General features: G+C 46.1%; 11 protein-coding genes and 1 rRNA gene. 2 read left to right on the top strand and 10 right to left on the bottom strand.

Features of this window, described 5'->3' with window-relative positions; translation table 11 throughout:
- The 7 genes from NL644_RS22615 to trxA form a co-directional block, all read right to left on the bottom strand.
- Positions 1-81 (bottom strand): 16S ribosomal RNA (locus NL644_RS22615); the annotation flags it as partial.
- Positions 82-553: 472 nt separating this feature from the next.
- Entirely contained in the window at positions 554-1,267 is a 714-nt protein-coding gene (fre, locus tag NL644_RS22620; protein ID WP_005382872.1) for an NAD(P)H-flavin reductase, read from the bottom strand.
- Between the two features lie 14 nt (positions 1,268-1,281).
- Positions 1,282-1,551: a 2Fe-2S iron-sulfur cluster-binding protein gene (locus tag NL644_RS22625; protein ID WP_253658817.1), complete on the bottom strand. Its 270-nt coding sequence runs from the start codon at positions 1,549-1,551 to the stop codon at positions 1,282-1,284.
- Positions 1,548-3,401, bottom strand: coding sequence for a 4-hydroxy-3-polyprenylbenzoate decarboxylase (ubiD, locus tag NL644_RS22630; protein ID WP_253658818.1), 1,854 nt, complete (start codon positions 3,399-3,401; stop codon positions 1,548-1,550). Before ubiD ends, NL644_RS22625 begins: the two co-directional genes overlap by 4 nt.
- 92 nt (positions 3,402-3,493) lie before the next feature.
- Positions 3,494-4,486, bottom strand: a complete 993-nt coding sequence (locus NL644_RS22635) for a hypothetical protein (RefSeq protein ID WP_253658819.1) — start codon at positions 4,484-4,486, stop codon at positions 3,494-3,496.
- A gap of 105 nt (positions 4,487-4,591) precedes the next feature.
- Complete coding sequence (gene rho / locus NL644_RS22640; RefSeq protein WP_005378757.1) at positions 4,592-5,851, bottom strand: transcription termination factor Rho; 1,260 nt, start codon at positions 5,849-5,851, stop codon at positions 4,592-4,594.
- A gap of 196 nt (positions 5,852-6,047) precedes the next feature.
- Positions 6,048-6,374, bottom strand: a complete 327-nt coding sequence (trxA, locus tag NL644_RS22645; protein WP_004745500.1) for a thioredoxin TrxA — start codon at positions 6,372-6,374, stop codon at positions 6,048-6,050.
- A gap of 111 nt (positions 6,375-6,485) precedes the next feature.
- Between trxA and rhlB the strand changes: the two genes are divergently transcribed.
- Both rhlB and gppA read left to right on the top strand, forming a co-directional pair.
- Positions 6,486-7,805, top strand: coding sequence for an ATP-dependent RNA helicase RhlB (gene rhlB / locus NL644_RS22650; RefSeq protein WP_005397003.1), 1,320 nt, complete (start codon positions 6,486-6,488; stop codon positions 7,803-7,805).
- A gap of 19 nt (positions 7,806-7,824) precedes the next feature.
- Complete coding sequence (gene gppA, locus NL644_RS22655; protein ID WP_046874560.1) at positions 7,825-9,318, top strand: guanosine-5'-triphosphate,3'-diphosphate diphosphatase; 1,494 nt, start codon at positions 7,825-7,827, stop codon at positions 9,316-9,318.
- Between the two features lie 180 nt (positions 9,319-9,498).
- Here the strand turns inward: gppA and NL644_RS22660 are convergent, their stop codons facing one another.
- The 3 genes from NL644_RS22660 to recQ form a co-directional block, all read right to left on the bottom strand.
- Entirely contained in the window at positions 9,499-10,167 is a 669-nt protein-coding gene (locus NL644_RS22660; protein WP_005397008.1) for a 7-cyano-7-deazaguanine/7-aminomethyl-7-deazaguanine transporter, read from the bottom strand.
- 282 nt (positions 10,168-10,449) lie between these two features.
- Positions 10,450-10,755, bottom strand: coding sequence for a DUF3630 family protein (locus NL644_RS22665; protein ID WP_104974685.1), 306 nt, complete (start codon positions 10,753-10,755; stop codon positions 10,450-10,452).
- Between the two features lie 9 nt (positions 10,756-10,764).
- On the bottom strand, positions 10,765-12,600 hold the full coding sequence (gene recQ / locus NL644_RS22670; RefSeq protein ID WP_005397012.1) for an ATP-dependent DNA helicase RecQ: 1,836 nt from the start codon (positions 12,598-12,600) through the stop codon (positions 10,765-10,767).
- Positions 12,601-12,710 lie beyond the last annotated feature (110 nt).

Raw genomic sequence — 12,710 nt, forward strand, 5'->3', positions numbered from 1 at the left:
GATAACTCGTTTCCGCTCGACTTGCATGTGTTAGGCCTGCCGCCAGCGTTCAATCTGAGCCATGATCAAACTCTTCAATTTAAGATTTTGTTCGGCTCAATGAATACTGAACATTACATAAGTAATGTTTGAATTGACTGTGCTGAATCCGAAGATTCAATGGTCACTTCGTTTCATTGAAACCTAATTTGATACCGAAGTATCTAATTGGATTATCATCAACGAGTGCCCACACAGATTGATAGGTCTATATTGTTAAAGAGCTTGCTTTGCGAGAAGTTTTTCTTCTCAAAGCGGAGATGCATTCTAGCGATTTAATTGACAGTGTCAAACACTTTTTCAATTTTATTTTTCGTAGAAGCTTTCACCTCTCCGACCCTGCTGAAGCCTTATCGCGTCTGCCGTGTCGGTGGATGCGCATTATAGGGAACTCAGTTCCGTTCGCAACCCTTTTTTGAAAAAAAATGGAAAAAAATGACTGTTCGATGACTATTTCATCAAAAAAGCAAAAAAGAGGGTAAAAAACCCTCTTTTTCTGCCTTAAAAGCCGTATTTAAATGAATGCGTACGCGTCTGCGAACATACGTTCGCTCTTCGCTTTCTTGTTCTGAGTGAACTGTTCACGTGCTGCGCCAGCCATTTCAAAACGACCTGCAATATAGATATCGTAGTTTTCTAAGCTTTCGAAATCTTCAGCTACAGCTTGTAGCACGTTACCAACTTTACCTTGCCAGTCTGCAGGAGCTTCTTCTACTACTGGCACAAAATGAACATTGGCAAACTTGTCGGCAATCTCGACCAGTTCGTCTTTAGCATAAAGCTGGCAGTTATCGCGCGCGCCCCAATATAAATAGATAGGATTGGTTTTATTCTGCGCTACGCAGTGATCCAGAATCGAGCGAACGTAACTGAAGCCTGTACCACCAGCAATTAATAATAATGGGCGTTCGCTTTCTTCTTGAACCCAAGCATCGCCATGTGGCGCATCAATTTCAATCTGACCATCAGTTTCAAGCGCCGCTTGCATTGCTTCGACAACTTCTTGTGCATAAGCGTTGTGTTCCGCAGCACCGATGTGCAGTTCAAGTTCACCTTCATGACGACAAGGGCTGCTTGCGATAGAGAAAGGACGTTTGTCTTTTTCACCCATCACCACCATTAGGTACTGACCCGCTTTAAAAGGCACTGGTGATTCTGGATGAAGAAGGATTTGGTAAGTATTACAAGCTAACGGCTGAATAGACTTTACTTTACATTGGATGGTCATGGTGTTCCTCTCGCTTACTCGTCAAAAGTAAGCACTAAATTACTTTCTGTATAGGCTTGGCAAGGGAATATCCAACCTTGCTGTTGCTCTTTTTGGTTTAGCATAGGTTCGAGGTGATAGCTCACCTCGCCCGTTAGCTTTTTACACATGCACATGGCGCAAGCGCCAACTTGGCAACGGTGTGGGAAGCGAATATTGTTGTTGAGCGCAGCTTCCAACACCGTCTCCCCTTCTTTTACTTGGAATATAACGTCCATTGGTAGAAGGTGGACTTGATGACTCATAGAATACCTAACTGGTCCCAAATCTCATCGACTTTAGCCACAAGTTTAGGATCTTTTTTGATAGGCGTACCCCACTCGCGCGTGACTTCAGATTCGAACTTGTTGGTCGCATCCAGTCCTAATTTGGATGAACTCTCAGTCTTACCAAGCACTTGAATCGTGTCTCTATCTGGGTCCATTCGAGTTGTCACCGCCCAAATGATGTCATTCCAATCTCGTGCATTAACGTCATCGTCGCACAAGATAATGAATTTGTTATCCGCGTACTGAGAAAAGAATCCCCATAAATATTCCATCAATTCTTGAGATTGACCGGCTTGGTCTTTCTTCATGGTCACAACAGCAAATTGGTTGTTTGCTGTGGCTGGTAGATAGACATCAACAATCTCAGGGCGTTGCTGTTTTAATGCATCCAGATCCGCTTCGTTAATCGCTTTATTGTCACGCTCAGCAACCTTGGTTCGTGTCGCGAGTTCAGCATCCCATTTAATGGTCGCATCCAAGCCCATCTTAGAGCCAAGCCCAACCACTGGCGAAGCAAAGTCGAGCGAGTCGATTGGCGTGTTGTCTATCATCAAGGTATCACGTACAGGATCCATATGCTCTGACATGGCTTTAACGACATCATTCCAATCTCGCGCGTTTACCGATTCATCGCACACAATAACAAACTTGGTGTACATGAATTGACGTAAGAAAGACCACACACCCATCATTACGCGCTTGGCATGTCCTGGGTACTGCTTCTTCATGGTGACGACTGCCATTCGGTACGAACAACCTTCAGGCGGTAGATAGAAGTCTTCAATTTCTGGGAACTGCTTTTGCAGAATCGGCACAAACACTTCGTTTAATGCCACACCCAATACAGCTGGCTCATCTGGCGGACGGCCTGTGTAGGTACTGTGGTAGATTGGGTCTTTACGCATGGTAATGTGCGTAATGGTAAACACGTGGTGCTTTTCTTTTTCATTATAGTAACCAGTGTGATCACCATATGGGCCTTCATCAGCAAACTCGTTTGGGTCGATATAGCCTTCCATGACGATTTCCGCGCTTGCTGGCACTTCCAAATCATTGCTGACTGACTTCACGACTTCCGTTTTGCTGCCACGCAGCAAACCTGCAAACGCGTATTCCGATAGCGTATCTGGCACTGGCGTTACTGCGCCAAGAATGGTTGCGGGGTCTGCACCAAACGCGACCGAAACTGGGAAAGGTTTACCTGGATTGGTTTCCATCCAATCGCGCAGGTCAAGCGCACCACCACGGTGAGCTAACCAACGCATGATGATTTTGTTCTTGGCAATTTTCTGCTGACGATAAATGCCTAGGTTCTGACGTTTCTTGTTTGGACCTTTGGTCACGGTTAAGCCCCACGTAAGCAGTGGTGCAACGTCTTCCGCCCAGCAACTCATTACCGGGATTTTGTCCAAGTCGACTTCATCACCTTGCCACACAATCTCTTGGCACGATGCTTTTCTTAAGCGCTTGGCTGGCATGTTCAATACTTGCTTGAACACTGGCAATTTTTCCAATGCGTCTTTGAAGCCTTTTGGTGGCTCAGGTTCTTTCAAATAAGCCAGCAGCTTACCGACTTCTCTTAATTCTTTAACGTCTTCACGTCCCATACCAATCGCGACACGCTCTGGTGTACCAAATAGGTTGGTCAAAACAGGTACGTCGTAGCCAATTGGGTTCTCAAACAACAGCGCAGGTCCACCAGCACGCAAGGTGCGGTCACTGATTTCTGTCATTTCGTAAGCGGGATCGACTGGGTGAGCAATGCGTTTAAGTCGACCTTTCTGTTCTAGGTGGTCGATAAATTCGCGTAAATCCTTAAAACTCATAGGCCTTCATGACTGGCTGATTAAACTGTCCGCAGTATAACAAATAGGAGGACGCTAAGATCCTCCTATTTTTTGTGGGTATGTGAGCCAGATTACTTTAATACTTGCTCTATCTGCCGGGTCTTCACTTGATGGTTGTTAGAGACTAACTCTTCCAACCAGGTTTGATGCCCTTGCTGCGCCAGCTCTCGAGCGACCATGGTAGCTTCTTCCGATAGTGCCATTTTGCTCACTAGAAACTGTTTCACTTGCGGAGATAAAGGGTTGGATTTTGTGAGTAGACTAATGGCTTCTGGTTTGAGTGACGGATTGACGGTGGAGTTCATCAATTGCTGAATTGAAAAAACGTCCCCAACCGTAGCTAAACGCTCGAGTTCGGACTGGCTGTTGTAATCCGCTCTCATTCGCCAGAGTAAGTTGTACACTTCCTCATCTTGACTGACTTGCGCTAATCTCACGATCACGGCTGTCGATGGTAGCCAACTGGTCACATTCGCTTTGGTTAACTGAGTGGTTAATGCGGCAAGCGCATGCGGTGATAAGCTGTCCAACTCTCGAATCAAAAGTGCTTCACGCGCTTGAGCTTGTTGAGATTGCCCTGTAAGCCATTGCTTTAAGTCGAGCTCTTTCCGCTCAGCTTGTAGTACAAAGTCCAAGGTACTTTGGTCTTGCTTCCAACGCTTAATCAAGCGGCTCGCAATGGCAGGAAAGTTAAAGGCAGGCACACTAAACTCATACCCGTCCCCTCGCTCTAGAACCTGATAAGTAGGAGTCATACGGATCTGAGACTCAACAAACAGAACCATTCTAGGCGTGAGAATCACATCTTGCTTCTCAAGCTTTTCCAATAACCGAAAACGCACGACCTCTTGTTGAGGTAAAGCTAGTCGATCAAGGGCAAATTTAAGCGAGTCGACCTCATCCCTGACAACGTAATCAAGCAGTTCAGAGACTTTAGCCTGTATTTGAGTATCCTGAAGCCACTGTTCTACTACAGACTCCTGCATTTCCTTGGCAGATAACGTCGCGGGTAGTGTGATAAGTGACAAGCTCAGGAGTAATGACGACAACATTCCTTGTTGCATGTTAACCTCCCGATAACATTTCTCCTCATTCTGATGCTTCCATCGGGAGAAAGCAACAAAAAAGCCACCGTTAACGGTGGCTTTTTTAGAATAAGGACTCAGCTATTACTGACGACGCATCGCATCGAAGAACTCATCGTTGGTCTTCGTCATCGCTAGCTTATCAATGAGGAATTCCATCGCGTCGATTTCGCCCATTGGGTGAACGATCTTACGCAGAATCCACATTTTCTGTAGTTCATCAGTCTTCGTCAGTAGCTCTTCACGACGTGTACCTGAACGGTTGAAGTCAATCGCAGGGAATACACGCTTCTCAGCAATCTTACGGTTCAAGTGCAGTTCCATGTTACCTGTACCCTTGAACTCTTCGTAGATAACTTCATCCATCTTAGAACCAGTATCTACTAGTGCCGTTGCGATGATCGTTAGGCTACCGCCCTCTTCAACATTACGTGCTGCACCAAAGAAACGCTTAGGACGGTGTAGTGCGTTTGCATCCACACCACCTGTCAGTACTTTACCTGATGAAGGTACTACGGTGTTGTAAGCACGAGCGAGACGAGTGATAGAGTCAAGCAGGATAACCACGTCTTTCTTGTGTTCAACAAGACGTTTCGCTTTCTCGATTACCATTTCCGCTACTTGTACGTGACGAGATGCTGGCTCATCGAAAGTCGACGCGACTACTTCACCTTTAACTAGACGCTGCATCTCTGTTACTTCTTCTGGACGTTCGTCGATAAGAAGTACCATCAACTCACACTCTGGATGGTTGTATGCGATGCTTTGAGCAATATTTTGCAGAAGCATTGTCTTACCCGCTTTTGGCGGAGCAACAATCAGACCACGTTGACCTTTACCGATAGGCGATGCCAAATCTAAAACACGTGCTGTGATGTCTTCTGTAGAACCGTTACCACGCTCCATTACCATGCGTTCATTTGCATGTAGAGGGGTAAGGTTTTCAAATAGGATCTTGTTACGAGCGTTGTCTGGTTTGTCGTCGTTAACGGTATTGACTTTTAGAAGGGCAAAGTAGCGTTCACCGTCTTTTGGTGGACGAATTTTACCAGCGATAGAGTCACCAGTACGTAGGTTAAAGCGACGAATCTGACTTGGTGATACGTAGATATCGTCCGGACCCGCAAGGTATGAACTATCTGCACTGCGTAGGAAACCAAAGCCGTCTTGCAGAATTTCCAGAACCCCATCGCCAAAGATGTCTTCGCCGCCTTTAGCGTGCGCTTTTAAAATCGCGAAGATGATGTCTTGTTTTCTTAAGCGAGCTAGGTTCTCTAATCCTAAGCTTTCGCCCAGTTTTACAAGGTCAGACACAGGTCTGTTCTTCAGTTCGGTAAGGTTCATGGTGGTGGATTCTTGTTTAGTCAAAATAAGATCTGTTTTCTAGTTAAGATGGATTTGGTCTCAGGATCGACCAAGAAGAGAAATTTGTTCAATTAACGCGCGATAAGTTAGCACTAATTAGTATTCTAGTCCAGAGTTAGAAAAACAAAACCGTGCGTTGTTACTTTGCACGGTTTTATCTGTAATCACTTGGTGATTATAAGTTTGCGTCCAAAAACTCTTTTAGTTGAGTTTTAGACAGAGCACCAACTTTCGTTGCCGCTACGTTGCCGTCTTTGAATAGCAGTAGCGTTGGAATGCCGCGAATACCAAACTTAGGTGGTGTACCTGCGTTATGGTCGATGTTTAGTTTACCGATAGTGAGTTTGCCTTCGTACTCGTCTGCGATTTCGTCCAGAATAGGAGCAATCATTTTACAAGGACCACACCATTCTGCCCAGAAATCCACTAGAACCGGGCCTGCAGCGTTGATTACATCGTTTTCAAAACCGTCATCAGTTAGCTGCAAAATCTTATCACTCATCTTCCACTCCAATGTGTTTTTCGAAACTGGTTGGATGATAACCAGTAATTAGATGCCCTATTGGAATGTATTTACTTTCGTATTGCAAGCTTTAGCTGATATTCTATAGCCATGAAAAAGACGCATATCACAGAGCAAAAGTTCGCCGATTTGGGCTTAAAGCCCCAAGTTATTGAAGGATTGGACAAAAAAGGGTTCGAATTTTGTACCCCTATCCAAGCCTTGGCGTTGCCGGTCCTGCTCACCGGCCAAGACATCGCAGGCCAGGCCCAAACGGGTACTGGTAAAACGCTCGCGTTTCTTACTGCTACATTCAACCACCTTCTGACGACACCGGAGCATGAAGGTCGTAAACCTACGCAGCCACGCGCAATCATTATGGCGCCAACACGTGAGCTTGCTATTCAGATTTACAATGATGCAGAAGCATTAACTGAGAGCACTGGTCTAAAAACCGCTTTGGCTTACGGTGGTGAAAGCTACGATAAGCAATTGAATAAGCTGCAAGATGGTGTCGATATTCTGATTGGTACGACAGGTCGTATAATCGATTTCTACAAACAGCGCGTATTCAACCTTAACAACATTCAAGCCGTTGTTCTGGATGAAGCCGACCGCATGTTCGATCTTGGCTTTATTAAAGACATTCGCTTCTTGTTCCGTCGTATGCCTGAGCCAAAAGAGCGTTTGAACATGCTGTTTTCAGCGACGCTTTCTTACCGCGTTCAAGAACTGGCATTTGAGCACATGAACACCCCTGAGCATGTTGTGGTAGAGCCAGAACAGAAAACTGGTCACCGCATTCAGGAAGAACTTTTCTACCCTTCTAACGAAGATAAAATGGCCCTCCTTCAAACTTTGATTGAAGAAGAATGGCCAGATCGCGCCATCATTTTTGCGAACACGAAACACAAGTGTGAATCAGTTTGGGGTCACTTGGCTGCCGATGGACACCGTGTCGGTCTTCTTACGGGCGATGTACCGCAGAAGAAACGTGAAAAGATTCTTGAGCAATTCACCAAAGGTGATGTCGACATTCTTGTTGCAACTGACGTTGCTGCGCGTGGTCTGCATATTCCTCAAGTGACGCACGTTTTCAACTACGACCTTCCTGACGACTGTGAAGATTACGTTCACCGTATTGGCCGTACCGGTCGTGCTGGTGCAAGCGGCCACTCGATCAGTTTTGCTTGTGAAGAGTACGCAATTAACCTGCCTGCAATCGAAGAATACATTGAGCACACTATCCCAGTTTCAGAATACGATTCTTCAGCGCTGATCCAAGATCTGCCAGCGCCAATTCGTATGCGTGCGCCACGCAACCAACAGCGTCGTACGAATACTGGCGGTACTCGTTCAGGTTCAGGTAACCGCAAGCCGCAAGGACGCCGTCCGCGCCAACCGCGTCAATCGGCACCAAAACAATCGTAAAAGGAAACTGAGTTCGTTTATGAGTCAAGCAGGATCATCGCCGCTATACGCCGCCATCGACCTCGGGTCGAACAGTTTTCACATGCTCGTTGTGCGTCATATCGATGGCAGCGTTCAAACAATGGCTAAAATTAAGCGCAAGGTTCGTCTAGCCGCGGGCCTAGATGAACATAATTCTCTTAGTATGGAAGCTATGCAGCGAGGATGGGACTGCTTAAGTCTATTTGCGGAACGCTTGCAGGACATTCCTAAACAAAACATTCGTATTGTAGGCACAGCCACTTTACGTACCGCCACGAATGTAGATGTGTTTCTGGAGAAAGCGAACCAGATTCTTGGTCAACCAATCGACGTTATCTCCGGTGAAGAAGAAGCGGCCACTATCTATAAAGGTGTCGCACACACTTCTGGAGGCAGCGGTCGCCGCCTTGTTGTCGATATTGGTGGCGCAAGTACAGAACTCATCATCGGTGAAGGTTTCGAAGCCAAAGCACTGACCAGTTTAAAAATGGGTTGTGTGACTTGGCTGGAAAACTTCTTTAAAGATCGCCAGTTGAATGCGCGTAACTTTGACGCAGCAATTGAAGGCGCGAAGCAGACTATCCAGCCAATTCTAGAGCGCTATACTGAAATCGGTTGGGATGTGTGCGTTGGCGCATCAGGCACCGTTCAGGCATTGCAAGAGATAATGCTAGCGCAAGGTATGGACGAAGTAATCACTCACTCCAAATTGAAACGCCTGCAGAAGCAAGCCATGTTAGCCGATCATTTAGAAGAGCTCGACATTGAAGGCTTAACGCTTGAACGTGCGTTAGTGTTCCCTAGCGGCCTATCTATTTTGATTGCCGTTTTTGAATTACTGGAAATCGACGCGATGACACTCGCTGGCGGCGCACTACGTGAAGGCTTAGTCTACGAGATGGTTGAAGAGCTACGTCAAGAAGACATCCGTGCTCGCACAATTGCCAGCGTACAAAATCGTTATCAGCTCGATCACCAATACGGTGAACAAGTTGCGACACTGGCAAGCAAACTGTTGGAGCAAGCCGGCGGCGATGAGTGGATTACTGAACCTCAAGGCAAGATATTGCTTGAAACCGCCGCAAAGCTGCATGAAATCGGCTTAACGATCGATTTCAAAAAAGGCGGTGAGCACAGTGCTTACCTACTCCAGAATTTGGATTTACCTGGCTACACTCGCGCGCAGAAGTTCTTTATTGGTGAGATTGCCCGTCGTTATCGAGAACAACTCACCTCACTGCCTGAGCAACACGCGTTATCAGGCTCAAGTGCCAAGCGCGTACTGCGGTTGTTGCGCTTAGCGGTGTTGTTGACTCACCGTCGCAACCAAAACTTAGAGCCAAACGTCGTATTAACGGCTGAAGGTGACAACCTAACATTAAACATTGATGCGCAGTGGCTAGCGGCCAACCCGTTGACCGCCGCTGAGCTAGAAATCGAATCCAACCGTCAAACTGATATCGGTTGGCCATTAACGATTACCTCTGATTAATGGTTGTTATCCCATGACAAAGGCTCCTTCTGGAGCCTTTTTAATACCCGTTATTATCCTATGTACAACTCATAGAGTTTTGAGACACCGATGATCTAAATATTCATTTAGCTGTACATTTGCTTTAGAAACAACAAAGCCGCTATTAAAAGCGGCCTTGTTGCTATTAACTGATGAAAACTATGCCGTCGTAGTGACTTTAAAGTTAGGGTTCACTGCCGTTAGCTTCTTAATTAAGTAATTCAGTAGTACGCCGTACATAGGCACAAACAGACCAAGACTAATCACTAACTTAAAGCCGTAGTCCACCAGCGCGATTTCCGTCCAATGTTCCGCCATAAATGGATCTGGACTTTGGTAGAACGCAATCGCGAAGAAGGCGATGGTATCCAGTGCATTACCAAAAAGCGTTGAACACGTTGGGGCCACCCACCACTGTTTCATTTGACGTAGGCGGTTGAACACGTGCACATCCATAATCTGACCAAGTAGATACGCCATGAAGCTAGCAATCGCGATACGAGCAACGAATAAGTTAAATTCCCCTAAGTGACCAAAACCTTGGAACTGCCCCTCGAAGAACACCACCGATAAGAAGTAAGAGACAGCCAAAGCAGGCAACATTACTAAGAAAATGATCTTACGCGCCAACTGAGCACCGAAAATACGTACGGTTAAATCCGTCGCAAGGAAAATAAATGGGAAGGTGAATGCTCCCCAGGTGGTATGTAAGCCAAAGATAGTAAACGGTAGCTGAACTAGGTAATTGCTGGATGCAATAATGACTAGGTGGAATAAAACCAGATAGATAAGGGCGTTGCGCTGCTGCGCAGGGGTAAAGTTACTCATGCGATACCTTTTTAGTTTGGTTTGGGGGCGAGGGAACCCAAATCGAGCGTTTTCTACAGAGAAAAGCACTCTTACCAACAATGTAAAAAATGACGATTAAACTAGCTTAACTCATTCAGAGTAAAGCGGTGGGCGATTATACATTAACCAATTTTACTCACAAGCGGTGTTTTATACGCAAACGTTTCTTCGCGAACATCACGTCAAAACCAAGGGCTTTGATGCAAAAATAAGAAAGGGTGTTTCATGTGAAACACCCTTTAAAGAATAGATAACTTGAATTTAGAAGCCGCGTTGGAACAATCCGGCTAAATAGTCGAGCTCTTCCCTACTCTCTTCTATTGTTAGCGCTTCAAACCAAATCGCTTCGCTGTAGTGCTCCGCTTTCATAAATAAGCGGCAGCCTTCAAAATCGATCAACCAAGAGTGAATATCCGCATCCCACTGTTTTTCTACCACAGACGCAGATAATAATCCCACCAAACGCTCACCCAGTGCCGGAAAAGTATCGAGGTCGAAGCTTGGAGCGATAATAATAAGACGCCCTTCTTCAACAATGTAATCAGCGAGACCAAATTCCTTGTGCATATGGATTCCTTATCCGTGGTGAGTAATGTGTTCTTGGATCAGATCCAAGAATGGATCGGCGTATTTTTCTAGTTTACGTTGACCAACGCCACTAACCGCTAACATTTCGCCGTATGACGTTGGCAGCATTTCTGCCATATCAATCAAGGTCGCATCACTGAATACCACGTATGGTGGCAAACCGTCTTCATCGGCGATCGACTTACGTAGCTTACGTAATTTGGCAAACAACTTCTTATCGTAGTTTTTGCTGGTCAGTTTATCCGACTTCGCGGCACGTGCTGCGGTATCTAAACGTGGAACTGCAAGTTCTAAAGACACATCACCACGTAGTAATGGACGTGCTTCTTCGGTTAATTGCAACGTCGAGTTACGAGTGATGTTTTGAAATAGCAGCCCTTTATGAATTAACTGGCGGAAGATACTTACCCAGTAATCATGGCTGTGATCACGACCAATGCCGTAAGTCGAAATTTTATCGTGGCCATGTTCGCGCACACGAATGTTTTGCATCCCACGCAGCACCTCAACCACATACGTCATACCAAAACTTTGGTTAACGCGGTAAACACACGACAACGCTTTGCGCGCTTCTTCGGTCGCATCAAAGTGTTTTGGTGGGTCCAGGCAGATATCGCAGTTACCACACGGCTTTTCGCGATACTCTCCAAAATAGTTGAGCAGTACCTGACGACGACAGGTTTGCGCTTCCGCAAAAGCACTCATCGCATTGAGTTTGTGGCTTTCTACCTGCTTCTGCGGTCCATCATCTTTTTCATCCAACATACGACGCAACCAACTGATGTCTGCTGGGTCGTATAGCATCATCGCTTCGGCAGGCAGGCCATCTCGCCCTGCTCGACCGGTTTCCTGATAATAGGACTCGATGTTACGTGGAATATCAAAATGCACGACAAAGCGCACGTTTGGCTTATTGATACCCATACCGAATGCAACCGTCGCAACGACGATTTGAATGTCATCACGTTGAAAAGCTTCCTGGACGTAGGCTCGCTCTTCAGTATCCATCCCTGCATGATAACCAGCAGCGCGGATATGGTTGTTGCATAGCTTCTCGGTCACCATTTCAACTTTCTTACGACTGCCGCAGTAAATAATGCCGCAGCTTCCCTTTTGGGTGGCTAGATAGCGAATGATTTGAGAAACCGGTTTGTGCTTTTCCACCAAGGTGTAACGAATGTTGGGACGATCAAAGCTTCCTAGATATACCTGAGGCTCATGTAAGCGTAAGCGTTCTAGAATATCACGACGCGTCGCATCATCGGCGGTGGCAGTGAGTGCCATAAAAGGTACATGTGAAAAGTGTTGTTTTAACTGACCTAACGCCGCGTATTCTGGGCGAAAATCATGTCCCCACTGAGAGATACAATGTGCTTCATCCACGGCGATCATAGATAAGGGTAAGTTTTCTAAACGCTCGATAAAGTCACGCATTAACACGCGCTCTGGCGAGACATACACTAGCTTAAGCTGACCAGAGTGCATGCGATTATACACACTCAGTAGCTCTTCTCGATTCATGGTCGAGTTCACACACTCCGCAGCTACGCCATTGGCTTTCAGTTGATCAACTTGGTCTTTCATCAATGAAATCAGCGGTGAAATCACCAAGGTAATCCCTGAGCGCACTAACGCCGGAATTTGGTAACAGAGAGATTTACCGCCACCCGTCGGCATGATGACTAAGCTGTCTTTGCCTTCGATAGCGGCTTCAATAACTTCTTGCTGACCATCACGAAACGTCTGGTAACCGAAGACTTCCTCCAACACACGTTGAGGCGTTACAGGCGTATCTGATTGTTCGGCTAGCAAGGTTGAGGTCATGAATAATCTCAGATTGAATGATCGTAGAAATGCTTTTGCATGCCCAGGCACACAAAGTGAGGGCACATTGTAATGGGGTTTCGTGGTGAATAAAACCGCAAATTGCTAGG

Source organism: Vibrio sp. Y10_XG_PY6 (assembly GCF_024181795.1).
In the GTDB taxonomy this organism is placed as follows: domain Bacteria; phylum Pseudomonadota; class Gammaproteobacteria; order Enterobacterales; family Vibrionaceae; genus Vibrio; species Vibrio diabolicus.